This is a genomic window from Plantibacter sp. Leaf314, from assembly GCF_001423185.1.
Lineage (GTDB): Bacteria > Actinomycetota > Actinomycetes > Actinomycetales > Microbacteriaceae > Plantibacter.
Genome location: NZ_LMOB01000001.1, coordinates 446,557 through 471,523, shown reverse-complemented (window position 1 = coordinate 471,523; position 24,967 = coordinate 446,557). Strand labels below are relative to the sequence as shown.

Sequence of the window (24,967 nt, the reverse complement as noted above, 5' to 3'; positions counted from 1 at the left end):
CGGGCGCCGCAGCGTCACCGGTGTCGGCGGTCCGTCATAGCTTCGGAACGTGTCGGAACGTGTGGAATCGTGGTGGGCTCGCCGCCAATGGTCGAAGGGCCTCGAGACGCCCTATCCGGTCGGCGCCTACCGCCACGCGTGGGCACCGTTCCCCGCGCTGTGGCGCCAGTACCACGCCGATCTCAACGCAGGGATCGTCCTCAGCCAAGTGCCGCCGGCGGCCGACGTCCTGCTGCAGTGGCAGTGCGACCGCGGACACCGCTTCGTCGCGACCCCGGCGGAGCAGCGCTCGCGGCCCGGGAGGGAGCGCCGCCGGAGCGCCTGGTGTCCGGAGTGCTCCGACGAGGCGAACCCGTCCAGGGTCGTCGCCCTGCCGATGCGAGCATCGGTGACCGATCCGGTACCCGCAGGCGCCGGTGTCGTCCGGGAGCGTCGCGGTCGCCGTCAGGCGTCGCTGTGTGACAAGACGCCGGACCTGTCGGTGGGGGAGGCGTTCACCTCTGCGTGTGCACCGAAGCCGGCTTCCGCCGTCGAGGACCGGCTCCGCGCGGACGTCCACGAGCGTCTGGCCCTGACCACCGGCATGAACGCCGTGCGCGTCCAACGCCCGTTCTTCACGCACGTCGAGGTGTGGCCCGACCTGGTCTTCCCGGAACTCCGCATCGCGATCGAGTACGACAGCATCGGCAGGCACGGTGTCGAGCACGTCGGTCGCCGCGAAGAGGCCGACCGACGGAAGGACCGCGCGCTGCGGTCCGCCGGCTGGGAGGTCGTCCGCCTCCGCACCGGGAAGCTCGAACCCCTCGGGCCGCACGACCTGCAGCTCACCTCATGGAACGGCCGGGCCCTCGACCGGCTGGTCGAGACGCTCAGAACCGTCCGGGGCCCGCTGCTGGTCGACGCGTATCTGCGCTGAAGCATGGCGGCCCGACCGGAGTGGCGCAGCGACGGATCGGGCACGGAGTTGCACCTGCCGTAGCGTCATGTGGTGCAGTGGTCATATCCCGCCCACCGAGGAAGGACCACCATGTTCTCGTCATTCACCCCGCCACGCCAGGTCACGATCGGCGGTGCCGCCGCCTTCGTCGGCACCACGCCACGAGCGATCCGTCACTACCACCAGATCGGTCTGCTCCCGGAGCCCGAGCGGGGGAGTGACGACCGCCGCCGCTACGGCTACGAGGAGATGATCCAGCTGCTGTGGATCCGCCGGATGGCCGACGCCGGTATCGCCCTCGACGACATCCGAGACGCCTTCGCGGCCGCGTCCGACACCGCCGATCAGGACGGCGACGTCACGCGGACCCTGGACCGACTGGAGGCGTTTCTCGTCGCCAAGCAGGCCGAACTCGAGCTGCAGCGCACCGCCGTCCAACGCATGCGAGCGCAGGGCAGCCGGCTGGGCCTGCTCTCCGACCTGGTGAGCGATCGCCTCGCGGATCTGCCCGAAGGGACGCTCCGGCAGGACGACCTCGACACCCTGCTCGTGACCGAGCGGATCTTCGGCGAACTCAGCGCGTCCGTCCAGGCGTCGCGCTTCATCGCCCTGGCCACCCACCCCGAGTTGCGCGAGGAGGCCGACCGGGTCGACGCCGCCGAACAGGCGCTCGATGACACGGTCGCCGTCGACGACCCCCGCGTGGCGGAGGTGGCGGCCGAGCGGCACGCCTTCGAGACCGCCCTCAGCACGGTGATCGAGGACTCCGGCCTGGCGCAGGCGGACGACGAGCGGTTCGAGGCATGGGACGAAGCACACCCTGTCCCCGACGACGGTGCCGGCGTGACGTGCGGGACGACGAGCCTCACCGAGGCGGTGCGGATGATGCCCTACGACTTTTCCCGTGCACGCCTCCGGAGCATGGAACTGGCGCTGGAGCTCGACGTCCTCGACACGGCCTGAGGCGCAGCGCCCCGTGATCGACCATCGCGAGGCGTGAGGGGCCGGGCCGGCGTCGTCGACGCGGTCGGTCGTCCGGTGGCGGCCTGCGAGGATTGGTGCATGCGTGTACTGGTTGCCGGCGGGTCCGGCGTGCTCGGCCGAGCGGTGATTCCGAGGTTGCTCACACTGGGCCATGAGGTCAGCGCGACGTCACGATCGACCGAGAAGCTGGGCGCGCTCGAGCAGCTCGGAGCGACAGGGGTGGTTCTGGACGCCCGCGACCGCGATGCGACGGCTGCGGCCGTCCGGCGCGCAGCACCCGAAGCGATCCTGCACCTCATGACCGACCTCGGCACGGGGGACTCGGCGAGTAACGCGCTGCTTCGATCCGAGGGCACCCGGAACCTGGTCGACGCGGCACGTGCGGCGGGCGTGCGGAGGATCATCGGACAGAGCATCTCGTGGATCCACCCGCCCTCAGCACTCCCAGCGATCGAGACCGACCCGCTGGATCTGGACGCGCCCGAGCCTCGTCGCTCGACGGTCCACGCGGTGCAGGCACTCGAGGCGGCCGTCCACGACCTCCCGCAGAGCGTGGTGTTGCGCTTCGGGCAGCTGTACGGCGCAGGCACGTGGTACTCGCGAGCCGGCCGGTTCGCCGAAGCCGCTCGGTCGGGGGCGTTGCCCGCGACGGAGACCGTGACCTCCTTCGTGCACGTCGACGACGCGGCGGCGGCCGTCGTCGAGGCCCTCGGGTGGCCGACCGGCGTGTGGAACATCGTGGACGACGAACCCGCTCCCGGGACCGAATGGGCGCCCGTCTTCGCTCACGCGGTCGGGGCACCGGCGCCCACGGTCGAGCGAACGGGTGATGTCGGCCGGCCGGTGTCGAACGACCGCGCTCGAGCGCAGGGCTTCACGCTCCGCCACCCCAGCTGGCGCGCAGGCTTCGCGACGCTCTGACGAGTGGGTCGAGGATTGGCGGCCCGGCGTCGTTGGTGATCGTCGCCGGCTGAGCCGCCCCTCAGACATGCAGCCGTGCTGCCAGCCGTCATGGTGGCGATGCCCGCCGGGAGCTGAGCCGATGTCTCGGGTGGCGGGACGCGGTCCGGACGCGATTCCGGTGGGTTCGGTCCGAGCGGTCCGGGCGCTGGTACGCCCGCGGACCATCGCCTCAGCCGATGGGAGACAGCAGCGGTTCGTGGCACGTTCACCTCCCGTTCCGTCCCGAGCCGCGCCCCGTCCTCTTCGATGTCCTCCGGGCCCCGTTATCTGGGTGTCGCCCCGAACCGTTCGGGGCGTTTTCCTCTGGGGGTAGCCGTGGCTCGCCGATCGTTGTCACCGAAGCGGTCTCGATGGTTCCAGCGCCTGTACGTCTGGGTGGTCGTCGGGATGATCGCCGGCATCGTCGTCGGATTCCTCGCCCCCGACTTCGGTGCGTCGCTCGAGCCGGTCGGCGACGCCTTCATCGCGCTGATCACGATGCTGCTCGGCCCGATCATCTTCTGCATGGTCGTCGCGGGCATCGCAGCGGTCCACGACCTGCGCAAGCTCGGCGCGGTGGCGTTGCGGTCGTTGATCTACTTCGAGATCGTTACGACCATCGCCATGGTCTTCGGCCTCGTCGCCGTCAACGTGGTCCGCCCCGGCGCCGACCTCCGCGTCGACCCCGCATCGCTCGAGGTGTCCGCGGACGCCGCGGAGCGGATCGACGCGGCGAAGGGGCTGCACTGGTCCGACTACTTCACCCAGCTGATCCCGTCGAACATCGTCGAGAGTTTCGCAGCCGGTTCGATCCTGCAGATCCTCGTCTTCTCCGTGCTGTTCGGTATCGCCCTCACGGTCGTCGGCGAACCGGCGAAGATCGTCGCCCGCGGTGTCGAACGACTCGGCATGGTGCTGTTCACGATCGTCCGCTTCGTCACCTATCTCGCACCGATCGGTGTCTTCGGGGCGATGGCGTACACCGTCGGCGCCCACGGTGCCGCCGTGATCGCCGGGCTGGTCAAGCTCATCGTCACCTTCTACGGGACCTCCGCGCTGTTCATCGTGATCGTGCTCGGCGGCATCCTGCTGCTCGCCCGCCTGAACCCGCTGTACACCCTGCGGTACTTCCGCGAGGAGGTCCTCCTCGCCCTCGGGGCGTCGTCGTCCGAGGTCGCCCTGCCGGGGATCATCCGCAAGCTCGAGGCCATCGGCGTGGACAAGGGCACCGCGGGTGTCAGCGTGAGCGCCGGCTACTCCTTCAACCTCGACGGCACCTCGATCTACCTGTCGCTCACCACGGTGTTCATCGCCCAGGCGCTCGGTATCGACCTCGACCTGGGACAACAGCTGCTGCTGCTCGCCATCATGCTGCTCTCCTCCAAGGGCACGGGCGGCGTCACCGGTGGTGGCTTCGTGATGCTGAACGCGACGGTCGCATCGACCGGTCTCGTCCCCATCGCCGGCACCATGCTCGTCCTCGGGATCGACCGCTTCATGTCGGAGTGCCGAGCCGTGGTGAACTCCCTGGGCAACGCCGTCGCCGGTCTGGTGATCGCCCGCTGGCAGGGGGAGATCACGCCGGGAGCGGCCAACGCGTTCATGCGCGGGCGCGACGTGCCCGCATCCTCTGAACCGGACGAGGCGCCTGCGGTGATCGGATCCGACCTGGCCGAGCGGAGCACCCGGTGACGCTGAACCTGCAACGCCTGCAGACCTTCATCCACGTCGTCGACCTCGGAGGGGTCACGGCGGCAGCCCGGGCCATGGACGTCGCGCAGTCGTCCGTCTCCGCAGCCGTCGGTCAGCTCGAGACGGACGTCTCCGCCCAACTGATCGATCGGGGAGCACGACGCTTCCAGGTCAGCGATGCGGGACGGGCCCTCGTCGACCATGGTCGCGCGCTGCTCGTGAGCGCGGACGAGGTGCTCGATGGCGTCGCCCGCGCACGTGACGCGCCCGTCGGTGGCCTGCTGCGGGCCGGCGCCACGACCACCGCTGCAGAGCACGTCCTGCCGGCGGCGTTGGCCGGCTTCCTCGCGAGCCACCCGGACGTCGATGTGGACGTCACCGTCGCGCGGACGGAGCAGATCGTCGCTCAGGTGATCGACGGTGCGCTCCCGTTCGCCCTGATCGCGGGAGTCAGCGACGACCCGAGACTCTACTGCGAGCCGATCGCGATGGAGGAGCAGGCGGTCATCATCTCGCCCGAGCATCTCCTGGCCGGCCAGCGGATCGATCCGGCGATGCTGCGCGGTACGCGTCTGCTCCTCCGCGAGCGAGGATCCGGGACCCGCGAGCATCAGTTGCAGCTCGCAGCCCGCTGGCAGATCCCCGCGGTGCAGCACAGCACCCTCACGGGCACCTCGGCGATCCTCGCGGCGGTCGCACACGGCCTCGGGATCACCTGCCTGTCCCGCTCCGTCGTCGACGTCCACCTCCGGGCCGGCGCGGTCGCCGAGGTCGAATTCCCGACCCCGGTTCCTCCGCGGGCCATCTCGCTCATCAGCCGCCCAGTCCGCACCCCGTCCCTCCTCGAGGAGCTCTTCCTCGACCACCTGAAGAAAGGCCGCTCCGCATGAGCACCGTCACCGTCAACGACCGCACCTACACGATCCCCGAACGCACCGTCGTCGTCTTCACCGTCGACGGTGGTGACCCGCGCTACTTCGACGACGCCCTCAGGCGGGACATCATGCCGCGCTTGGCGGCGATGCTCGCCGCGGGCGGCTCGTACGCGCTCGGTGCCTCCGAGATGCCGAGCCTCACCAACCCCAACAACATCTCCATCGTCACCGGCGTCTCGCCCGCGATCCACGGCATCCCGGGGAACTACTGCCGGCTCCCCGACGGCACGCTCGAGTTGCTGAACGATCCACGGTTCCTTCGCGCGCCGAGCATCCACGCGGCGTTCGAGGCCGCCGGGGTGCCCACCCTCATGGTGACCACGAAGGACAAGCTCCGCCTGCTGCTCGGCAACGGTGGTGTCCCGTCGGTCAGTGTCGAACGTGCCGCCGGCGCCGGCCTCGACGCCTACGGCATCGACGACGTCGAGCAGCTCGTCGGCGAGCCGGCACCCGGCGTGTACGAACCGCGAGCGAGCCACTACGCGATGCGCATCGGCCTGGCGGCCCTCCGGCACACCCCGGAACTGAAGCTGATCTACGTCTCGCTCACCGACCGGGTACAGCATGCGGCCGCGCCGGGGGAGGACCTCGCCGACGAGTTCTTCGTCGAGTTCGACCGACTCCTCGGCGACTACCTGGATGCCGGATGCCTGATCGCGATCACCGCCGATCACGGCATGAACAGCAAGCACGATGCCACCGGTGCAGCACGCGTCATCTACCTCGAGGACACCCTGCGCGACGCGGGCATCGCCTTCGACGAGATCGTGCTCCCGATCACCGACCCGTACACCAAGCACCACGGGGCGCTCGGCTCTTTCGCCTGGATCTACCTCCCCGACGCCGACCGCGAACGCGCCCGTCGAGCCCTGACGGCGGTCCCCGGCATCGAGGAGGTGTGGGACCGGGAGGCCTCCGCCACGATCTACGAACACCCCTTCGACCGCATCGGCGACCTCGCCGTCACCGCCGCCGCCGACACCGCGCTCGGCCGGACGGCTTCCGCCCACGACCTCACGCAGCTCCACGGTGCGCTGCGCTCGCACGGTGGTCGGTACGAGCAGCTCGTCCCGCTCATCATCAGTGGACCGGTGACCGGACCGCTCGCCGAACGCTACGCGGCGAACGTGCTGCGCAGCCGCGACATCCACGACCTCGTCCTCAACAACACCTGATCCGTCGGGCGCGTCGGCGAGGCCACCGCTGGACGGACGACCGCTCGGCGTGGCGGATGGGGAGCGGTCCCCATCCGCAGGACGGTGCAGGACCAGTAGCGTGTGGCCATGAGGAAACGCACAGCACTCGTCGGCGTGCTCGCCATCACCGTCTCGCTCACGGGATGTGCACGGGGGATCGACACGGACGACTCCGGGAGCACCGCGCTCGTCGAGGAGTTCTTCGCACACCTCGAAGCGGGTGAGGCGACGAAGGCCGCGGCGTTGACCACGATCGACTTCCCCGAGGAGTTCATCGACGACGACTTCTACCGCGCATCCGACGCCTTGCCGACCGACGCACGTATCGTCGAGACAAGGGGCTACGACTCCGGAGGATTCAGGGCGACCGTCGAGTACACCTTCGACGGTGCCGAAGCACCTGGCACGCTCGAACTCTCGGTGTCGCGGGAGGACGGCGAGCTCCGGATCACCGGCTGGCGCGGCGACACCCCGATCACGATCGGCGGCATCGAGTCCGCCGCGACCGTGACCGTGAACGACCAGCTGGAGTACCCGCTCGCCGAGGACAGCGCTGAACTGCAGCTCCTCCCCGGTGCGTACGGCGTGAGGTACGAGGATCCGACCGGCCTCACCAAGCTGCTCGGCACGGAGGACGCGTTCACCGCCTATGTCCCCGACCTCGGGGGCGACGAGGGCCGGGCCGACTTCAGCTTCTCGCCGGCGTTCACGGCGGATGTCGAACCGGGACTCGCCGCCGCGGTCGAGGGGCTGCAGGCTACATGTGCGGCCGAGCGCTTCGTCGGGCCGTCCTGCCCCACCGAGCTGACCGCTTCGCTGCCGGGACCGCTGGGGGAGGCCGTGACCGCGCAGTGGTTCCGCGAGCCGGGTCCCGTGATCACGCTGACCGATGGCGAATACCACGCGACGTCGACCTTCCGCGTCCGCTTCTCCGACGATGAGCTCCCCATCACGACGGTCTCCTACACCGGCGTGCTGACCCGGGACCCGGCCGGCGCGATCGCCTTCACCCCGGAGCCGTCGAGCAGTTCGCCGCAGACCAGCGCGCGGTAGGCTCGCGGCGCGGCGGCGTCCGGCCGTCCTTATCTGGCGCACAGGAGCACGATGCACGCTGACAGCATGTATGAGGCGTCGCCATCTCCGGACTCCGCGCGCATCCGTGTGCTCGTCGTCGACGATGAGGCGAACCTGCGTCACCTGCTCTCCGCCGTGCTCCGACAGCAGGGCTGGAACGTCTTCGTCGCGGGGACGGGTGAGGCCGCCATCGCTCAGGCGAGGGCGCACCGGCCGCACCTCGTGGTGCTCGACGTCGTCCTGCCCGATCTGGACGGACTCGCCGTGCTCGAGCGCATCCGCGAAGACCTGCCGGACACCCTCGTCCTCTTCCTCACCGCCAACAGCTCGGTGTCGGATCGGATCTCGGGCATCACGGCCGGCGGCGACGACTACGTGACGAAGCCGTTCAGCATCGACGAGGTCGTCGCCCGTCTGCGGGGCCTCGCCAGGCGAAGCCCGATGCTCAGCCAGACCGATTCCCCCGTGATGACGGTCGGCGATCTCACCCTCAACGAGGACAGCCATGCCGTCGCCCGGGGAGGGACGGACATCACGCTCACCGCGACCGAGTTCGCGCTCCTGCGGTACCTCATGGAGAACGCGAACCGGGTGCTCAGCAAACACCAGATCCTCGATCGGGTGTGGGAGTACGACTTCGGCCGTGAGTCGAACATCGTGGAGCTCTACATCTCCTACCTGCGGAAGAAGATCGATGCCGGGCGTCCGCCGATGATCCACACCCTCCGCCGCGTGGGCTACCTCCTCCAGGCGGCCAGCGAGGCGACGCCCGAGGCGACCGAGGCGCCGCCCGAGCGTTCGGACACCGTGGGTCGAGAGCGCTGATGCGACTCCGTCGGACACGACCGAAGGCGGCGAGGTTCCCCCTCCGCGTCCGCCTGGTGATGCTGGTGTGCACCCTCATCGTCGCCGTGGTCGGGGTCATCGGGGTCGTCTCGGTCTCGATCCTCCATCAGAACCTCATGACCCAGGTGGCCAACGGGGTGTTCCTGGCGACCGACAGCGCCATCGGCCGGGTGAGTGCCGAGGTCGGCTCTGCGAAGGACCTCGACACGCTCGGCGGCCCGTTCGGCCTGTTCGCCGCACCGGACGGGTACTACGTCATCGCCGACGGGGACACGGTCCTCTTCTCCGTCTACGTCGCGCCGGACTATTCGGCTCGTGACCTGACGGACGCCGAGGCCGCGGCCGTCCTCCGCCGCACGACGGGTGACGACACCACCGCGATCAGCGTCCCGGAGCTCGGGGACTTCCTCTCCTTGCGGACCAGCCTGACCCTGGCCGACGAGCCCGACCGGGAGCTGACCTTCGTCACCGGCGGCGGGCTCGACGACGTGAACGCGACCCTCCGCGCGTTCATGCTGGCGGAGGTCGTCATCGGTCTGCTCGCCGCCGCGATCGCCGCCTCCATCGGGTACCGGCTGGTCCGTCGTGAGCTCGCGCCGCTCGAGAACGTCGTCGACGTCGCCGACCGGGTCGCAGCCACACCCATGTCGTCCGGTGAGGTGAGCGGGGGCGAACGCGTCCCCCTGCGCGACGAGGACCGTGACTCAGAAGCGGGCCGCGTCGCCGGAGCCCTGAACCGGCTCCTCACCCACGTGGAAGCCTCGCTGAACGCGCGCCATGCGACCGAGGAGTCGATGCGGCGGTTCGTCGCCGAGGCGAGCCACGAATTGCGGAACCCGCTCGCAGCGATCCGCGGCTATGCCGACTTCACGATCACGACGCCCGGCCTCGATCGGGACGTCGTCGGAGCGCTCGCCCGGATCGGAGCGGAGTCGCTGCGCATGACGACGCTCGTCGAGCAGCTCCTCCTCCTCGCGAAACTCGATGCGGACCCCGAGCTGCGGATCGAGGAGATCGACCTCTCGAAGGTCGTCCTGGAGACGGTCTCGGATGCGAGGGCCGCGCGTCCTGGGCACCGGTGGCGACTGGCCCTCCCGCCGGATCCGGCGGTGGTCCTGGGCGACGAGGACGCGATCCGGCGGATCCTGCTGAACCTCATCGGCAACGCCGGCCACCACACCCCACCGGGCACCTCCGTGACCGTCTCGCTGACGACGGCCGAGGCCGCGACGATCCTGTCGGTCGAGGACGACGGCCCCGGCATCCCCGAGGAGGCGCTCCCCACCCTCTTCGAGCGGTTCACCCAGGCCAGGCCGCCGGGAGACGGCAACACCCGGGACGCCAGCACGGTCGGGCTCGGCCTGGCCATCGTCAGTGCACTCGCCGACGCGTCCGGGTTCACGGTCTCCGTGGAGAGCCGGCCCGGCCGGACCCGGTTCTCGGTCCTCGTGCCGCATCCACCTCGGGTCGTCGACCAGCGAGCGGTGGACGGATCGCTCGAGCGGCCGCCCCACGACTGAGACCGCCGGCCGGTCACACGCCGACCCGGAGGGCCTGTACCGGGTCCATCCGCGACGCTCTGACCGCGGGATAGGTCCCGAAGACGATGCCGATCCCGATCGACAGTCCGGCGGCGAGGAGGACCATCGTCGGTTCGATCACGGGCGGGATGCCGTTGATCGGGACGCGGGTGACGAGGAACGCGGCTCCGACGCCGAGAGCCCCTCCGACGATGCTCAACGTGGTGGCCTCGATCATGAACTGGCCGGCGATCGGGAGCGGACGGGCGCCGAGTGCCTTGCGGATGCCGATCTCCCTGGTCCGCTCACGGACGGTGAGGAGCATCACGTTCGTCACCCCGATCCCACCGACCAGCAGGCTGATGGCGGCGACGCCCGCGAGCATCCCGTTGAGACTCGTGGCCGAACCGCCGAGGACGGAGCGGAGCTGGTCCGGTGTGGAGAGGTCGAACGCGACGGAGCCGTGCCGGAGAGCGAGGACGGCGCGGACCTCGGCGGAAGCCTGGCCGACGGCGGCCGGGGACACGGCGCCCACCGAGAGGGCGCTCAAGGAGCCGTAGCCGGTGATGGAGGCGCGGACGCGGTCGATCGGGGCGTAGATGGTTCGGCCGGAGCCGAACATCTGCTGCGCGGCACCGCCGTCGGCGAGGACGCCGACGACACGGAGGGGTGTCGAGCCCACGAGGACGGTCTGGCCCACGGCGCTCCCGTCCGGGAACAGCGCCGACGCTGACTTCGCGTCCAACACGGTGACGTCACCACCGCCGATCGCGTCGGAGGCACTCAGTGCCCGACCCTGGGCGATGACGGCGTTCGTGATCGTGAAGTACGCGTCGGTCGTCCCGACGACGGTGATCGAGACCGAACGGCTCCCCGCGACGGCGCGTTTCTCCGCGGAGACCTGCGGGGCGACGCTCGAGATGCTCGTCGCCGCCCGGCTCGAGCGGATCGCATCCGCGTCCTCGGGTTGCAGCGAGGCGCCGGTGCCGGTGGAGGAGAAGCCGGGGGAGACGGTGATGGCCGAGGCACCGAGTGCGGCGATCTGGTCGTTGACCTGTTTCGACGCACCGTTCCCCACGGCCACGAGGGTGATGACGGAACCGACGCCGATGACGATCATGACGATCGTCAGGATCGACCTCGTTAGGTTGCCCGTGATCCCACGCATGGCCGAGCCGAACAGGTCGCCCGCCCTCACGAGGTCACGACCGCCCCGGTGATCGCCGTGCGTCGATCCTCGTCGGCCGCGATCCGGCCGTCCTGCATCGTCACGACGCGCTCCGCTCGGGCGGCGACCTCGTCCTCGTGGGTGATGAGGACGACGGTCGAGCCGGCCCGGTGCAGCTGTTCGATGATGCCGAGCACGTCGTCCGTCGATCGCGAGTCCAGGTTGCCGGTCGGTTCGTCGGCGAGGATGAACGCCGGGTCGTTGACGATCGCGCGGGCGACGGCGACCCGCTGCTGCTGACCGCCGGAGAGCTGGTTGGGATGCCGCTCGGCATGTGCTGCGAGCCCGACCCGGTCCAATGCCTCCGTGGCCCGGAGTCGGCGCTCACGACGCCCGACACCCGCGTACACCATCGGGAGTTCGACGTTGCCCCGCGCGGTCAGGGCAGGGATCAGATTGAACGCCTGGAAGACGAATCCGATCTCGGTGTTGCGGATGTCTGCGACGGTCGCCGAGGGCATGGTCGACACGAGTCGGTCGTTGATGAGGAGCCGGCCTGAGGTCGGCCGGTCGAGGCAGCCGAGGATGTTCAACAGGCTCGACTTACCGGCGCCCGAGGGACCGATGATGGCCAGGAACTCCCCGGACGGCACGGTCAGGTCGATCCCGTCCAGCGCCCGGACCGTCGAGCCGTCCTGGCTGCGGTGGTGGCGGGTGATGCCGTCGAGTGAGATCGCGGGCATCACTGCTCACCTCCGAACGAACCGTCGCCGCCGCCGGGCATCTGGCCGCCGAGCCCGTCGTCGGTGCTCGTGACGGGTGTCGGCGCGACGATCACCACGGTGTCGCCACGGGAGACCCCCTTCAGGATCTGAACCTGGGTCGGCGTGCTGATCCCGACGGTCACGTCCACGGTCCTCGTCTTGCCCGTCGCCGCCCGGACCTGCACGGTGCCGGCGGTGGTCGAGGTCAGCTGGACGGCCTCCGCCGGGACGACGGTGGCGTCCTCCGCGGTCGCGACCGTGATCGCGACGACCGCGGTCTGCCCGAGGCGGACCCCGGCCGGGGGAGCCGTCAGCTGGATCGCGACCGCGTAGCTCACGACGCCGTCGGTGCTGCTCTGCGGGGTGGGGGCGACGGCGAGGACGGTACCGGCGATGGGCGCAGCGCCCTTCACGGGGAGGGTGACGGTGGCCGTCTGGCCGACGGCGACGGTCGCGATGTCCGCCTCGGGGATGGACGCCGTCACCCGGAGGCTCGACACGTCGGCGATGGCCACGAGCCCTGCCGATGCGGTGGCTGAGGCCGTGTTCGTGCCGTCGCCGTTCGCCTGCGACGACTGACCGGCGGTGAGGATGGTCCCGACGGTGCCGTTGACGGCCGTGACGACGCCGGCGATCGGCGCGAGCAGCGTGGTCTGGTCGCGTGCGGTCTGCGCGGCGGTCACGTCGCGTTGTGCATCGTCGCGACCTTTCTCCGCCTGCGTGACGGCATCGCGCTGCGTCGGCCCCTGGGCGGACAGGTCCCGCACGGTGGCCTCCGTGGTCTGGCGTTCTGGAGCGTCGGCCGCGAGGGTCGCCAGGGTCGCCTTCGCGGCGGCGAGGGCGTCGAGCCCGGCTTGCGCGCTCTGCCGGGCGCTGTCCAGCGCACTCTGGGCGGCGGTGAGCGCCCCCTGTGCCTTCTCCAGGGCCAGGTCGGCGGGTCCTGGGTCGACCGTGGCGAGCTCCTGCCCGGCGGCGACCGTCTGACCGACGGCGACCGAGATCGTGTTGACGCGACCCCCGTCGACGAACCCGGCGGAGGCGCTGCTCGCCGCGGCGATGGAGCCCTTCCCCGTGACCGTCGCGGAGATCGTCGTCTGTTCGGCCGTGGCGGTCGCGGCGGCGGGTGCCGGTGCGGCCCGCCCGGTCGCGGTCGCGAGGACGACCCCCGAGCCCACCGCCACCGCGGCCACCAGGCCGGCCGCACCCCACAACATCCATCGCTTCTTGGTCATCATGGCGGCAGCGTATGGGCCCTTCCTAAGCCTCAGATAAGGACCTCGACGGGGCGGCCTCGAAGCCGGGGTCAGGACCGCGCCGAGAGGATCGGGGCTCCGATGAGCCGCTCGGTCTCCTCCCAGATGAACGCCCCCAGTGCCGGATCAAGGCTGATGGGCGGCGCGGGGACCACGCGAGGGGTTCCGACCTCGCGCCGTTCCGGACCGATGTACGCCAGGGACGGGAGCTCGGGAGTGCTTGCGGCGAGGACGGCCGATCGGGCCGCCTCGTGTTTGCCGGCGACGATCCGCGAGAAGAGCGGGCCGATCACGGCGGCTGCGGCCTGGACGAATGCGCTGCGCTGGTGGACGCCGGACCGGTCGACGGTGAGGGCGTCGATGGCGGCTCCGGGATGGACGACGATCGACCGCGTCGAGTGGCCCTGGGCTTCGAGCCGACGGGCCAGCTCGAATCCGAACAGCTGCACGGCGTGTTTGGAGTTCGTGTATGCGATGCGGGGTCGGTAGTCACGCTCGGAGAGCCAGTCCGACCGGTCGAAGGGATGGGTCGCCGCGACGAGGCTGCCCTGGTGGACGACTCGGGCACCGACCGTTCGCTCGAGCGCGGGCAGGGCGTGCCGGAGAAGCTCCGCGTGAGCGAGGTGGTTGACGCCCATGGTGTGCTCGACACCGAACGGCCCGACTCGGCGCGCCCGCGCCGGACCCACCACGCCGGCGTTCAGCACGAGTGCGTCGAGGCGGTCGAGCGCGGCCAGGTGCGCTCCCGCCGAGCGGACGGTGTCGACGTCGTCGAGGTCCGCCGTCAGGGCGTGATGGCGGTGCGGGTGGGGCAGCAGCTCGATCACCGTGCGTGCTCGATCCGGGGATCGTCCGATCACGATGACCTCGGCCCCGAGCGCGGCCAGCTGTTCGGCGATGAAGTACCCCACGCCCGAGGTGGCTCCGGTGACCGCGATGACGCGGGAGTCCAGTCGTTCAGTGGTCATGGCAGGTCGTCCTCCGGTCGGGCATATGCTTCGAGTCTTGAATCACCTGCTGACCATAACACTTCAAGTCTCGAAGGAGCTGCTACGGTTTCCCCATGGACCTGAGGACCGCGGACACGGCTTCCGCCCTGCTGGCGGCGTACGACGTCACCGCCCGCACGACGGAGTCGGTGACGCCCGCGCTCGACGAGTTGGGCCTCACCATGAACACCGCCTACGCGTTGTGGATGGTCGACCCCGATGTGGACGCGTTGCCGATGAAGGAGCTCGCCGCACGCATGCACTGCACCCCGCAGAACGCGACGTTCCTCTACGGGCAGCTCGAGCAACGGGGGCTCGTGGAGCGCCGCCCGGACGCCTCGGACGGACGACAGCGCGTCGTCTCCCTGACGGCACGTGGCGGCACGGTCAGGGCGTCGATGATCGAGGCGGTGCTCCGGCGCAGTCCGCTCAACGGCCTCACCCAGCGGGAACTCGCGGTGGTCGGTCGTCTCCTCCTGAAGGCCGCCCGCTCAGGCGCGTAGCGCGACCGCGACGGCAACGTGGACGGAGCCCGCGCCTCGCTCAGCCGGCGTGGAGGGTGTACCCGACGCCGTAGACGGTGACCAGCCTGGCCGGGCGCTGTGGATCGGTCTCGATCTTCGCGCGGAGGTTCTTCACGTGGGTGTCGATGGTGCGGTCGCCGATCCAGCGATCCGTGCCGTGGAGTCGGTCGAGCAGGCGGGCGCGGCTGAGGACGATGCCGGGATGCAGCGCGAACTCCTCGAGGAGGTCGAACTCGGCGCGTGTGAGGTCCAGCGGGAGCTCCCCGAGGGTGGCTTGATGCCGGTCCGGGTCGATCTCGAGGTCGCCGACGGCGATGACCGTCGACGTCGGCGTCGTCCGCCGCGCGCGCCTCAGGAGGGCACGGACCCGAGCGACCAGTTCGCGGGGGCTGTACGGCTTCGCGAGGTAGTCGTCGGCGCCGAGCTCGAGCCCGAGCAGCAGGTCGTTCTCCGTCGAGCGGGCGGTGAGCAGCAGGATCGGCAGGTAGAACTCCTCCTCGCGCAGCGTCCGGCAGACCGTGAGGCCGTCGGCGCCGGGGAGCATCACGTCGAGGACGAGCAGGTCCGGCGTCGAGCGGCGCACCTCCGCGAGCGCCTCGGCACCGTCCGCGAGCACCGTCACGTCGTGCCCCTCGCGTTCGAGGTAGCGGCGCACGAGCTCCGACTGCAGGGCATCGTCCTCGACGATCAAGACTCTGGTCACGTTCCGATCCTAGGCACGGGCCCGGCATGCGGTCGGGCTCGGCACCGTTCGCTCACAAGTCGCTCACATCCGGTGACGAGGGTGGGTCGTAGCCGTCCACACCTGAGGAGGAACCGTGCCACGCACCACCCATCGAACCTTGACCGCCGCAGCGGGGGCCCTGGCGCTCCTGGCGGGACTCACCGCCTGCTCCGCACCCGCCTCCGACCAGGGGGCCGACGGCGGTATCGCGACCCTGGAGACCGCCGCTCCGACCCCGACCGGGGCCGTCGACCCGCTCTTCGCGGAGTACGGCGAGCCCGTGCGCCTGCGTCTCGACATGTCGGATGAGGAGGAGGCGGAGGCCTGGAAGCCGCGGGACCGCTGTCTCGCGGACCACGGCCCGGCGATGCCGGACGCTCCGACGGGCGGTGACGGCGGCTCGGTCAGCGGCGGCGTCGCCGAGGATCTCGCGGGGGTCGCGGAGGCCGAGGCGCTCTGTCTGCGCGTGGCGCCGTTGCCCCCGTGGGAGCTCGACGCGCAGAACCCCGATGCGCTGCGGTTCGTGCAGCGCGTGGTGGACTGCCTGCGCGACCGCGGCGTGCGAGAGGTCGAGATCACCGAAGCGGACACGTTCGGCCGGATCAACCTCGCCTTCGGCGGCGAGTCGAACGACGCCACCTCGATCTCGCTCGGGATGCAGTACGTGGACGCCTGCATGGCCTCCACCTCGGACGGGAGCGCCGAATGACGAGGCCGCGACGGCGCACCGTGCTCATCGGTTCGCTCGTCCTCTGCGCCGTCCTCGCGACGGGGGCCGGGGGAGCCACCCTGCTGCTCCGCCCCGCGGCCGATGCGGCTCCGGTCGAGCCGAGGGCCGCACCGGCCACCGTGGTCGTCGAGCGGGGAGAACTCGTCCAGACCGCCCGCCTCGACGGCGCCGTCGGGTTCGGTACCGCGGAACCCGTGACGACGAAGGCCGACGGCATCATCACCGGCCTGCCCCCGGTCGGCGGTGTCCTCGACCGCGGAGCCGTGGCGCTGCGCGCGAACGAGCGACCGGTCGCGGTGCTGATCGGCGAGCTGCCGCTCTATCGCGCGATCGACGGCTCCGGGATGGAGGGGGCGGACGTGAGCATGGTCGCGTCGAACCTCATGGAGCTCGGATACCTCAGCCGGAGTGATCCGGCGGATTTCGAGACCGGGGAGGCGTTCGGCGAAGCCGTGCGGGACTGGCAGGAGTCGCTGGGCCTGGAGTGCACCGGCACGCTGGGACCTGCCGACGTGATCGTCTTGAGTGCGCCGAGTCGTATCGCCGCCGTGACCGCACGCCTCGGCGACCCGGCGGGTGGGCAGCCGTTCACGGTCACGCCCATGACCCGCGTCGTCGAGGCGTCGGTCCCGGCCAAGGATGCGGGCGTCATCGGCGCCGGTGCGAAGGCCACGATCGAGTTGCCCGACGGGCGCACCGTCGGCGGATCCATCGTCACGGTGACCACGACCGGCGAAGGAGCCGAGGCGAAGGTGCGTGCGGTCGTGGCGATCGACGATCAGGCCAAGCTCGACGGCGTCGACGCGGCCGCCGTGACCGTCCGGGTCGCCACCCGCTCCGTGCAGGACGTGCTGATCGTGCCTGTGGCGGCCCTCGTCGCGCTCGCGGAAGGCGGGTACGCCCTGCAGGACGAGCGCGGTCGACTCCACGGGGTCGAGATCGGACTGATCGCGGACGACCGCGTCGAGGTCAGCGGTGGTGGGATCGACGCCGGGATGACCGTGGTGTCGGCACGATGACGACGCCGGCGCTCGAACTCGAGCACGTCAGTCGCATCCACCCCGGCGGGGTCGCCGCGCTGGACGACGTCTCCCTGCGGATCGACGCGGGTGAGCTCGCCGCGATCGTCGGGCGCTCCGGCGCCGGCAAGTCGACGTTGCTCAACGTGCTCGGCACGCTCGACCGGCCCACCGCCGGCGTGGTCCGCATCGGCGGTGTCGACACCCGTGAGCTCACGGATCGGGCACTGTCCGACGTGCGGGGGAGCTCGATCGGGTTCGTCTTCCAGGGGTTTCACCTGTCCGACGGCGTGACCGCCGAACAGAACGTCGTCACGGCGCTGCTCTACAGCGGCGTTCCGAGGCGGGAACGCCGCGACCTCGCCTGCGCGGCGCTCGAGCGGGTGGGCCTCGGACACCGGATCGGGCACGCGGCGCAGGACCTCTCCGGCGGCGAACGGCAGCGGGTCGCCATCGCCCGGGCGATCGTGACCGACCCGCTCGTCGTCCTCGCGGACGAACCGACCGGCGCCCTCGACACCGCGAACGGCGAGCGCGTGCTCGGCCTGCTCGAACGGTTGCACGACGAGGGGACCACCGTCGTCGTCATCACCCACGACGTCGAGCTGGCCGCACGGCTGCCGCGTCGGATCGAGCTGCGCGACGGTCGCATCATCACCGACACCGACACCGATGCACACACCGAGAGGATGGCCCATGCGTGAGCCCCGCAGACGTCTCGACCTCCGAGACCTCCTGGAGGTCGGCACGGTCGGGCTCCGTACCCGACCGCTTCGTGCCGTGCTCTCGACGATCGGCATCGCCATCGGCATCGCGACCCTCGTGACCGTCACCGCCGTGCCCGCCTCCTCGCAGGCCGCGCTCGACGAGCAGCTCACGGCGCTCGGGGCGGACCTGTTGCGTGCCGATCCCCGTGCCGGCGCCGACGGGTCGCCCGTCCCGCTGCCCGACGAGGCCCTCGGCATGCTGCAGCGCATCGGAACCGTGACCGACGCCGCGACGGTCGGGAACACCCACGCCCCGGTTCGCAGCAACGTGTTCCGCGGGTACCCGGAGACCGGATTGACCACGCTCGCCGTGCGCGGTGACCTCCGAGGGGTGCTGCGGACCGAGGTGACCTCCGGCCGCTGGCTCGATCGGAGCGACCTGCCGACCGCGGTGCTGGGCATCGACGCAGCCGAGCGGTTGGGCCTGTCTCGGCTGCCCGATCGGCCGGCCACGATCGATGTCGGCGGCGTCGCGTTCACCGTCGTCGGTGTGCTCGCAGAGACGCCGCTGTCCGCCGACGTGCAGTCGGCGGTCCTCGTCGACGACGCTGCCGCACAGCGCTGGCTGGGTTTCGACGGCGCACCGACGGTCGCCTACGTCACGGGTGTCGAGGCGTCGATCGACGCCCTGCGTCCCGTCGTCGCCGCCACCCTCTCGCCCGGGGCGGGCGGACTCGTGCAGGTGAGTCAGCCCTCGGCCGTGCTCGCCGCGAAAGCCGCGGCCCGGTCGAGCTTCGACGGCCTGTTCCTCGCACTCGCCGCCGTCGCGCTCGTGATCGGTGGCATCGGCGTCGCGAACACGATGTTCGTCTCCGTGCTGGAACGTCGCCGGGAGATCGGATTGCGGCGAGCGCTCGGCGCACACCGCGGTCAGATCCAGGCGCAGTTCCTCGTGGAGGCGGTCACGCTCTGCGCACTGGGTGGTGCGACGGGCGTGGTGCTCGGTCTGCTCGGCACCTGGGCGTGGAGTGGTCTGCAGCACTGGCCGCTGGTCGTCCCGGTGGAGACGATCCTGTCCGGGATGGCCGCTGCACTGGTGACCGGTGCCGTCGCCGGGCTCGCCCCGTCCATCCGTGCCGCTCGGCAGTCGCCGACCGCGGCCCTCGCCGCGACCTGATCGCGTGGCGTGGCGATCGGGGCACGGATGCGAACCGGGACGGGAAGCGATGAGAGCATGGCTGACGACATGACTGACAGCGGCGGAGCGGCGACGGTGGGGCGCCGACGCGTACCGCGGCTCCTCGCCCGCTATCTCGCGGCCGGGCTCCTGCTCGTGCTGGCCTCGGTGGGCGGCACGATCTGGCTCGCGCAGACGTCGGAGTACCGGTACGACGAGCAGGCGTCCGGCTCCGATCTCATGCGGGACGAGCAGGTGATGGACGCGCTGACGGTCTGGGCCGGGCATCACCCGGATTGGAACGATGTCGGGTCGACGCTGTTGGTCCTCGGTCAGGAGACGGGACGCCGCATCGCCGTGGTCGGCGGCGACGGGACGGTGATCGCGGACACCGCGCCCGAGCTGCCTCGCCCGGCGCGCGCCACCCGGTTGCTCGACCCGCTCGCGCTCCGAGCCGATCCGGTGACGTCCGAGCTGGGGCTGCCCGACGGGATCATCGGGCCGTTCCTGCTCGATGGGACGCAGCGTGCGGAGCTCGCCCGGCAGGCGGATGCGGTGGTGACGTGTCTGGGTGAGGCGGTCGGCGAGACGGCGGTGTGGGCGACCGGCCGACCGGTCGTCTCCGGTGACGAGGATGCCCCGGATTGCGGCCGCGCCGCGCTGGAAACCCCGTTGCCGAGCGAGCAGACCGCCCTCGACGACCTCCGTGCTCGGACGAACGCGTGCCTGCTTGCGGCGAACGCACCGCTGATCACCAGCGTCGAACTCGCCCTGTCGCCGTCGGTCGCCCCCGCGGGACTCGCGCTGCGCACCGTCCCGAGCGGTGACGACACCGCCGAGGAGTGCCTGCTCCAGGCGCGCAGCGATCAGGCGAAGGCCACGACGGCGCCCGCCGTCACCCTGGTGCTCACCGATGAACGCGGCGACGCCCGCGGCCCGCTCGACGCGAGTCCCGGATCGATCGCCCGCGTCGCCGGGTTCATCGTGGTGCTGCTGGCGCTCTTGTCGGTGGCGGCGGCACTCATCATCGTGCCGACCCTGCGGAGCGCGCGTCGGCTCGAGGCTGCTGTCGAGCGGTTCAGTGCCGGCGATCGGGATGCCCGCGCGGAGCTCCCCGCGGGCGACGACCTCGCCGGCGTCGGAGCGGCGTTCGACCGCATGTCGAGTGAGGTCGCCGGACACGAGGCCTCCCGCCGTCGCCTGCTCGGCGACATCGCCCACGAGCTGCGCAGCCCGCTGACGAACATCCGTGGCTGGGTCGAGGCTGCGGATGACGGACTGGGACTCGACGACGCGGCCCTCCGCCGGCTCGTGCTGGATGAGGCGGGGCGGATGGAGCGGATCACCGGCGACCTGCAGCTGCTCGCGTTGGCGGAGTCCGGGGACCTCGTGTTGGACCTGCGGAGGTGCGATGCGGCGGTGGTCGTGCGCGACCTCGCCGAGGCGTACCGGGTGCGCACGGCGGCCTCCGATGTCGCGCTGCACGTCCAGATCACCGGTCCTCTGCGCCTCGAGACCGATCCAGCCCGACTGCGGCAGATCCTCGACAACCTGCTGTCGAACGCCTTGCGGCACACCCCGGCGGGCGGGCGCATCGACCTCGACGCGGTGGTCGTCGACGGTACGGTGCGGATCGCGGTGGTCGACACCGGTGAGGGTATCCCGGCGGCGGACCTGCCACGGATCTTCGACCGGCTGTGGCGTGGCGAGCCGTCGCGGGTCCGCGCCGGACGGAGCACCGGTCTCGGCCTCTCGATCGCCCGCGGCCTCGCCGAGGCGCTGGGGGGCCGCCTCACCGCGCACAGCACCCTCGGCGAGGGCAGCCGTTTCGAGGTCTCACTCCCGGCGACGGAGCAGCACCGACGCGGGGCGTCGCGCGCGGGGGAGTAGGACGTCGAACCCTGGCCCCGCCGGGCTTGCCCGGTCAAGGGGCGGTCCGGGAAGGCCTGAGGGCCCCGACCGTCCGGTCGGGGCCCTCAGGCGTTCAGCAGGGACGGGCTCAGTGCTCGTCGTAGTGCTCGCCGTGGGCGGCGTGCTTGTGACCCTCGTGGACGAAGTCGACGTGGTCGCCGTGCTGGACGGCCTCGTGGCCGCAGTCGTCACCGTGAGCGTGGTCCGTGACGGTGTGCTCGGCGACGCTCTCGTGCTCGTCGTAGTGGTCGCCGTGCTCGGCGTGGTGGTGCGTGCCGTGCACGTAGTCGGTGTGGTCCTCGTGCGCGACGGCCTCGTGGCCGCAGTCGGCTCCGTGGGTGTGGTCGGCGAGGGTGTGCTCGGCGTGGATCTCGGTGGTGCTCATGGGTGCTCCTTCAGTTGCAGGTCCGGCGATGGATCCATCGCACCACATACATAAACGAATTGCAATGTCTTCATGTAATCGATAACGGTTGTCATCGCCGATAGACCTGGTCGCTCACGCCACAGGCAGGTATGGCGCCGACCGACCGACTGGCAGACGGTAGGGCCTCTGCGCAACCTCATGGCCGCAGGAACCTCCGGTCTCCGGCGACGGTATACGGTCGGAGCATGAGCCTCACCGCCGACCCGGGCACGATCAGCGCGCCCTCCGAGACATCGGTGTCGGCGCGTCGACGGCACTACGCGGAGTTCTACGGGCTCGCGCCGCTCCCGGCCGACTTCGGCGTGGTGCTCGGCAACTGTCAGGCCGAATCGCTCCGCACGGTGATGGACGCCGAGGGACGACGCTTCGTGCGCGTTCCCGCCGTGCACGAGATGACCGCCGAGGACGCCGAGCGCCTTCACGAGGTCGTGCGGAGCGCCCACAGTGTGGTGACGCAGCCCGTCCGCGACGACTATCACGGGCTGCCGCTCGGAACCAGGCAGGTGGCGGCCGCCACCGACGGCCGGGTCCTGACCCTGCCGCCGGTGCGCTTCGGAGGACTGTACCCGTTCCAGGCTTCCATCCGGATCCCGGCGTTCGAGGAGAGCCTCCCGATCGTCGACTACCACGACGTCCGGACGCTTGCCGCTACTGCCGGCATCCCTGTCGCGTCGGCGTTGCCGCCGGACGCCGTGCGGGCGATCGGTCAGTCCTCGCTCGAGGTGCTCCGCACGCGTGAAGCGCTCACCGACGTGGCGGTCTCCGATCTGTTCGACGAGGTCACCGCCGATCACGTCCGCACGGTCAACCACCCCGGGAACGCGATCTGGCTTCCCCTGGGGGTGAGGGTGCTCGGCGTGCTCGGTCTGGGCGGTGGCGTCACCGATCCCGGTCGGCCCCTGCTGAACGCCGTGCATGCACCGCTGCTTCCCGAGGTCGTCGACGCGTGGTCCCTCGCCGACCAGCCTCGTGACCACTGGATCGTGGACGGTGCCGAGATCGACGACGCCGAGGTTCGCGCCGCCCACACCGACTGGTACGCGTCCCACCCCGGCCTCGTCGTCGCGGCCGTCGGCAGGCTGACGGACCTCCTCGCCGTCTGGCGTGACGCGTGATGGAGGTGCCGCTCCTCCTCGTCCACGCGGGCAACCACGGCGTCGCCGTCTACGCGCGGGAACTGGCCGCCGAGGTCGCCGCGCGGCATCCGGCCGTCCGGAGCGTCGACGCGACGCACCTCGATCGCCTCGCCGACGGCACCGCGGTGCACGCGCACTTCACCGATCGCCTCTGGGGCGGGTCACCGGAGCACGCCGCCGACGACTTCGTCCAGCTCGCAGCGCGGTTGCGGGTGAGTGTCACCCTGCACGACGTCCCGCAGGCCTCCGACGGGGCGCACAACCTCCCACGTCGGCGGGCCGCCTACGCCCGGGTGGCAGCGGCCGCGCGCGGCGTGGTCATCAACAGCGACCACGAGCGGGAACTCCTCCGCGAGGAGGGTGTCTGGTCAGGGCCGGTCGCCCGGATCCCGTTGCCGGTCGAAGTCCAGGACGGAGAACAGCCACAGGTGCCCGACGGATCCGTCGGCGTCCTCGGCTTCTTCTACCCCGGCAAGGGACACGACGAGGCGGCGGCGGCCGCAGCGGCCGCCGGGATGACCCGACTGACGGTCCTCGGCCGCGCCTCCGACGGACACGCCGCCGACCTCGAGGCCTTCATCCGTCGTGCCGGTGCCCTCGGCGTCGGCGTCGAAGTGACCGGTTGGCTCGACGATGCGGAGATCGCCCGGCGGGGGAGAGCCGTCGCCGTCCCCGTCATCGCGCACCGACACGTCTCGGCATCCGGTTCGCTCGCGTCCTGGATCGGCTGGGGTCGGCGACCGGTGGCCATGCGCAACCGGTACATCGACGAGATGGCCGCCCTGCGCCCGGGTGCGTTGACGTCCGTCGACGAATCGGACCTCGCGGTCGCGGTCCGCAGCGCCGCCGAACAGCCACAGCAGACCTGGCACGGCTTGCGGCGCCTGCCGATGTCGTGGACGGAGGCGACGGACTCGTACCTGCGCTGGTGGGACGGGCTGGACGCATGAGGCGGCCCTGGGTCGTCGGCAACCGTTGGGACACACTCGACGGGATCCACCCCGATCCGCTCCCTCGGGTGTCGGTGATCGTCGCGCACTACGACCAGCCCGGCGAGCTCGGCCGCACGCTGCACGCCCTCGCCGCGCAGGACTACCCGCGCGAGCTGCTGGAGATCGTCGTCGCCGACGACGGTTCACCGGGCGTGGTCGAGGTGCCCGACGACGTGATCCACGTCCGGCAGGAGGACCAGGGCTTCCGCCTCGCGGCGGTCCGCAACCTCGGTGTGCGCGCGAGCAGCGGTGAACTGCTGTGCTTTCTCGACGCCGACACGGTCCCGGAGCCGGGCTACGTCCGGGCGCTGACCCGGCTGCCGGCCCTGCTGCCCGAGGCCGTCACCGTGGGCCGTCGCCGCCACGCCGACTTCTCCGGCATCGATCCGGACGTGCCCGTCGTCGAGGCTGCGGCCGGTCGTGAACTGGCCGAACCCGCCTGGCTCGCCGAGGCGTACGCCAGGTCGCACGACCTCCTCGAGGCGGACGACCGGTCCTACCGGTTCGTGATCGGAGCGGTCATCGCGTGTTCGCGGGCAATGTTCGACGAGGTCGGCGGTTTCGACGAGACCTTCACCACGTACGGCGGCGAGGACTGGGAGTGGGCGCACCGGATGTGGCAGGCCGGTGCCGTGCTCGCTCACGTGCCCGCCGCGGTGGCCTGGCACGACGGAGCGGAGTGGGCCGGGCGCGCCGACTCCGGCATGCACCGCGCGAACGCGCAGACGACCCGGCTGCTCTCGGCGATCCCCGTCCCGGGTTCCGCACCGAGAGCCCTGTGGTCGGACGCGGTCGACGTCGTGATGCGGCTGCGGGGTGAGCACAGCGGGGCCGCCCGGTTCATCGCGGCGGACTCCTTCCTCGCCGCCTTCCCGCAGGCCAGGTTGGTCCTCGAGGACGATGGAGCGCCGGAGCTCCGGGACGACCCGCGCGTGGTCATCGGATCGGATCAGACCGACGCGCGCGTGACGTGGGACCTCGAGCGACCCGTCGTCGTCCTCGACCCGGCGTGGATCACGGACGCCGCCGGACGCCTCGGAACGGGCGAGGTGGGCACCATCGAGCTCGTCGACGACGAAGGCATCCCGCTCGGCACCCTGCGGTCGCGGCGCGCCACGCGTCGAGCGCAGCGCTGGGGCGGCCCTGCCGCGTTCACGACGGAACGGCTCGTCGCCGAGGGCGTGTTCCCGCTGCGGTCCGACCCTCGCCTCGAGGCCTGGGTCGGCGGCTGGGGCGGACCCTCGTCGTTCTGCTGACCGGTCCCCGATACGAGTCGTCCGCCCGGTCTCATGACCGGCTGACGGCCCGAGCGCAACCCCA

The 24,967-nt window shown here is 71.1% G+C and carries 24 protein-coding genes; 18 read left to right on the top strand and 6 right to left on the bottom strand.

Annotated features, from left to right (window positions below; genetic code table 11):
* Positions 1–49 precede the first annotated feature (49 nt).
* The 9 genes from ASF68_RS02160 (at position 50) to ASF68_RS02120 (ending at position 10,126) form a co-directional block, all read left to right on the top strand.
* Positions 50–916 carry a zinc-ribbon domain-containing protein gene (locus tag ASF68_RS02160; RefSeq protein WP_056006215.1) on the top strand — a complete coding sequence of 289 codons (867 nt, stop codon included), beginning with the start codon at positions 50–52 and terminating at the stop codon, positions 914–916.
* Positions 917–1,027: 111 nt separating this feature from the next.
* Positions 1,028–1,900, top strand: coding sequence for a MerR family transcriptional regulator (locus ASF68_RS02155; protein WP_056006212.1), 873 nt, complete (start codon positions 1,028–1,030; stop codon positions 1,898–1,900).
* Between the two features lie 99 nt (positions 1,901–1,999).
* Positions 2,000–2,842 (top strand): NAD(P)-dependent oxidoreductase, encoded by an 843-nt coding sequence (locus tag ASF68_RS02150; RefSeq protein ID WP_056006209.1) that lies wholly within the window; start codon positions 2,000–2,002, stop codon positions 2,840–2,842.
* A 357-nt stretch (positions 2,843–3,199) separates the two neighbouring features.
* Positions 3,200–4,555, top strand: coding sequence for a cation:dicarboxylate symporter family transporter (locus tag ASF68_RS02145; protein WP_162239331.1), 1,356 nt, complete (start codon positions 3,200–3,202; stop codon positions 4,553–4,555).
* Positions 4,552–5,445, top strand: coding sequence for a LysR family transcriptional regulator (locus tag ASF68_RS02140; RefSeq protein ID WP_056006203.1), 894 nt, complete (start codon positions 4,552–4,554; stop codon positions 5,443–5,445). The genes ASF68_RS02145 and ASF68_RS02140 overlap by 4 nt, the downstream gene beginning before the upstream one ends.
* Positions 5,442–6,665, top strand: coding sequence for an alkaline phosphatase family protein (locus ASF68_RS02135; protein WP_056006200.1), 1,224 nt, complete (start codon positions 5,442–5,444; stop codon positions 6,663–6,665). The genes ASF68_RS02140 and ASF68_RS02135 overlap by 4 nt, the downstream gene beginning before the upstream one ends.
* Before the next feature lie 108 nt (positions 6,666–6,773).
* A complete protein-coding gene (locus ASF68_RS02130) occupies positions 6,774–7,739 on the top strand; it encodes a hypothetical protein (protein WP_056006197.1) in 966 nt (321 codons plus the stop codon).
* A 51-nt stretch (positions 7,740–7,790) separates the two neighbouring features.
* The gene (locus ASF68_RS02125) at positions 7,791–8,585 is read left to right on the top strand and encodes a response regulator transcription factor (RefSeq protein ID WP_235526737.1); all 795 of its coding nucleotides are present in this window, start codon (positions 7,791–7,793) and stop codon (positions 8,583–8,585) included.
* The gene (locus ASF68_RS02120) at positions 8,585–10,126 is read left to right on the top strand and encodes a cell wall metabolism sensor histidine kinase WalK (RefSeq protein ID WP_056006194.1); all 1,542 of its coding nucleotides are present in this window, start codon (positions 8,585–8,587) and stop codon (positions 10,124–10,126) included. The genes ASF68_RS02125 and ASF68_RS02120 overlap by 1 nt, the downstream gene beginning before the upstream one ends.
* A gap of 13 nt (positions 10,127–10,139) precedes the next feature.
* Here ASF68_RS02120 and ASF68_RS02115 read toward each other — a convergent pair whose 3' ends face one another.
* From ASF68_RS02115 to ASF68_RS02100, 4 genes are all read right to left on the bottom strand, one after another.
* Entirely contained in the window at positions 10,140–11,294 is a 1,155-nt protein-coding gene (locus ASF68_RS02115; protein ID WP_157580150.1) for an ABC transporter permease, read from the bottom strand.
* Between the two features lie 26 nt (positions 11,295–11,320).
* Positions 11,321–12,037: an ABC transporter ATP-binding protein gene (locus ASF68_RS02110; RefSeq protein ID WP_056006187.1), complete on the bottom strand. Its 717-nt coding sequence runs from the start codon at positions 12,035–12,037 to the stop codon at positions 11,321–11,323.
* Positions 12,037–13,293, bottom strand: coding sequence for an efflux RND transporter periplasmic adaptor subunit (locus tag ASF68_RS02105; RefSeq protein WP_056006184.1), 1,257 nt, complete (start codon positions 13,291–13,293; stop codon positions 12,037–12,039). Before ASF68_RS02105 ends, ASF68_RS02110 begins: the two co-directional genes overlap by 1 nt.
* 68 nt (positions 13,294–13,361) lie before the next feature.
* Entirely contained in the window at positions 13,362–14,279 is a 918-nt protein-coding gene (locus tag ASF68_RS02100; RefSeq protein WP_056006181.1) for an SDR family NAD(P)-dependent oxidoreductase, read from the bottom strand.
* 95 nt (positions 14,280–14,374) lie between these two features.
* Between ASF68_RS02100 and ASF68_RS02095 the strand changes: the two genes are divergently transcribed.
* On the top strand, positions 14,375–14,803 hold the full coding sequence (locus tag ASF68_RS02095) for a MarR family winged helix-turn-helix transcriptional regulator (RefSeq protein ID WP_056006178.1): 429 nt from the start codon (positions 14,375–14,377) through the stop codon (positions 14,801–14,803).
* 40 nt (positions 14,804–14,843) lie between these two features.
* On the opposite strand, the gene ASF68_RS02090 is transcribed toward ASF68_RS02095, so the two are convergent.
* The gene (locus tag ASF68_RS02090) at positions 14,844–15,527 is read right to left on the bottom strand and encodes a response regulator transcription factor (RefSeq protein ID WP_082498443.1); all 684 of its coding nucleotides are present in this window, start codon (positions 15,525–15,527) and stop codon (positions 14,844–14,846) included.
* Positions 15,528–15,642: 115 nt separating this feature from the next.
* Between ASF68_RS02090 and ASF68_RS02085 the strand changes: the two genes are divergently transcribed.
* From ASF68_RS02085 to ASF68_RS02065, 5 genes are all read left to right on the top strand, one after another.
* On the top strand, positions 15,643–16,257 hold the full coding sequence (locus ASF68_RS02085) for a hypothetical protein (RefSeq protein ID WP_157580148.1): 615 nt from the start codon (positions 15,643–15,645) through the stop codon (positions 16,255–16,257).
* The gene (locus ASF68_RS02080) at positions 16,254–17,297 is read left to right on the top strand and encodes a peptidoglycan-binding protein (RefSeq protein WP_082498442.1); all 1,044 of its coding nucleotides are present in this window, start codon (positions 16,254–16,256) and stop codon (positions 17,295–17,297) included. Before ASF68_RS02085 ends, ASF68_RS02080 begins: the two co-directional genes overlap by 4 nt.
* On the top strand, positions 17,294–18,001 hold the full coding sequence (locus tag ASF68_RS02075; RefSeq protein ID WP_056006165.1) for an ABC transporter ATP-binding protein: 708 nt from the start codon (positions 17,294–17,296) through the stop codon (positions 17,999–18,001). The genes ASF68_RS02080 and ASF68_RS02075 overlap by 4 nt, the downstream gene beginning before the upstream one ends.
* Complete coding sequence (locus ASF68_RS02070) at positions 17,994–19,181, top strand: ABC transporter permease (protein ID WP_056006162.1); 1,188 nt, start codon at positions 17,994–17,996, stop codon at positions 19,179–19,181. The genes ASF68_RS02075 and ASF68_RS02070 overlap by 8 nt, the downstream gene beginning before the upstream one ends.
* Positions 19,182–19,250: 69 nt before the next feature.
* Complete coding sequence (locus tag ASF68_RS02065; RefSeq protein ID WP_162239330.1) at positions 19,251–21,071, top strand: cell wall metabolism sensor histidine kinase WalK; 1,821 nt, start codon at positions 19,251–19,253, stop codon at positions 21,069–21,071.
* A gap of 109 nt (positions 21,072–21,180) precedes the next feature.
* Here the strand turns inward: ASF68_RS02065 and ASF68_RS02060 are convergent, their stop codons facing one another.
* Positions 21,181–21,477, bottom strand: coding sequence for a hypothetical protein (locus ASF68_RS02060; protein WP_056006156.1), 297 nt, complete (start codon positions 21,475–21,477; stop codon positions 21,181–21,183).
* A gap of 227 nt (positions 21,478–21,704) precedes the next feature.
* Between ASF68_RS02060 and ASF68_RS02055 the strand changes: the two genes are divergently transcribed.
* From ASF68_RS02055 to ASF68_RS02045, 3 genes are read left to right on the top strand one after another with little or no spacing between them, the layout of a single operon-like run.
* Positions 21,705–22,634, top strand: a complete 930-nt coding sequence (locus tag ASF68_RS02055) for a WcbI family polysaccharide biosynthesis putative acetyltransferase (RefSeq protein ID WP_056006153.1) — start codon at positions 21,705–21,707, stop codon at positions 22,632–22,634.
* Entirely contained in the window at positions 22,631–23,605 is a 975-nt protein-coding gene (locus ASF68_RS02050; protein WP_157580144.1) for a hypothetical protein, read from the top strand. Before ASF68_RS02055 ends, ASF68_RS02050 begins: the two co-directional genes overlap by 4 nt.
* Positions 23,602–24,903: a glycosyltransferase gene (locus ASF68_RS02045; RefSeq protein WP_056006147.1), complete on the top strand. Its 1,302-nt coding sequence runs from the start codon at positions 23,602–23,604 to the stop codon at positions 24,901–24,903. Before ASF68_RS02050 ends, ASF68_RS02045 begins: the two co-directional genes overlap by 4 nt.
* Positions 24,904–24,967: the final 64 nt, after the last annotated feature.

Bases quoted from the DNA above. Each gene is read 5' to 3' on its own strand.
- ASF68_RS02120 (WP_056006194.1), top strand. From the start codon at position 8,585: ATGCGACTCCGTCGGACACGACCGAAGGCGGCGAGGTTCCCCCTCCGC.
- ASF68_RS02075 (WP_056006165.1), top strand. From the start codon at position 17,294: ATGACGACGCCGGCGCTCGAACTCGAGCACGTCAGTCGCATCCACCCC.
- ASF68_RS02060 (WP_056006156.1), bottom strand. From the start codon at position 21,477: ATGAGCACCACCGAGATCCACGCCGAGCACACCCTCGCCGACCACACC.
- ASF68_RS02150 (WP_056006209.1), top strand. From the start codon at position 2,000: ATGCGTGTACTGGTTGCCGGCGGGTCCGGCGTGCTCGGCCGAGCGGTG.
- ASF68_RS02095 (WP_056006178.1), top strand. From the start codon at position 14,375: ATGGACCTGAGGACCGCGGACACGGCTTCCGCCCTGCTGGCGGCGTAC.
- ASF68_RS02080 (WP_082498442.1), top strand. From the start codon at position 16,254: ATGACGAGGCCGCGACGGCGCACCGTGCTCATCGGTTCGCTCGTCCTC.
- ASF68_RS02125 (WP_235526737.1), top strand. From the start codon at position 7,791: ATGCACGCTGACAGCATGTATGAGGCGTCGCCATCTCCGGACTCCGCG.
- ASF68_RS02045 (WP_056006147.1), top strand. From the start codon at position 23,602: ATGAGGCGGCCCTGGGTCGTCGGCAACCGTTGGGACACACTCGACGGG.
- ASF68_RS02055 (WP_056006153.1), top strand. From the start codon at position 21,705: ATGAGCCTCACCGCCGACCCGGGCACGATCAGCGCGCCCTCCGAGACA.
- ASF68_RS02110 (WP_056006187.1), bottom strand. From the start codon at position 12,037: ATGCCCGCGATCTCACTCGACGGCATCACCCGCCACCACCGCAGCCAG.
- ASF68_RS02065 (WP_162239330.1), top strand. From the start codon at position 19,251: ATGACTGACAGCGGCGGAGCGGCGACGGTGGGGCGCCGACGCGTACCG.
- ASF68_RS02070 (WP_056006162.1), top strand. From the start codon at position 17,994: ATGCGTGAGCCCCGCAGACGTCTCGACCTCCGAGACCTCCTGGAGGTC.
- ASF68_RS02130 (WP_056006197.1), top strand. From the start codon at position 6,774: ATGAGGAAACGCACAGCACTCGTCGGCGTGCTCGCCATCACCGTCTCG.
- ASF68_RS02155 (WP_056006212.1), top strand. From the start codon at position 1,028: ATGTTCTCGTCATTCACCCCGCCACGCCAGGTCACGATCGGCGGTGCC.
- ASF68_RS02135 (WP_056006200.1), top strand. From the start codon at position 5,442: ATGAGCACCGTCACCGTCAACGACCGCACCTACACGATCCCCGAACGC.
- ASF68_RS02105 (WP_056006184.1), bottom strand. From the start codon at position 13,293: ATGATGACCAAGAAGCGATGGATGTTGTGGGGTGCGGCCGGCCTGGTG.
- ASF68_RS02115 (WP_157580150.1), bottom strand. From the start codon at position 11,294: ATGCGTGGGATCACGGGCAACCTAACGAGGTCGATCCTGACGATCGTC.
- ASF68_RS02100 (WP_056006181.1), bottom strand. From the start codon at position 14,279: ATGACCACTGAACGACTGGACTCCCGCGTCATCGCGGTCACCGGAGCC.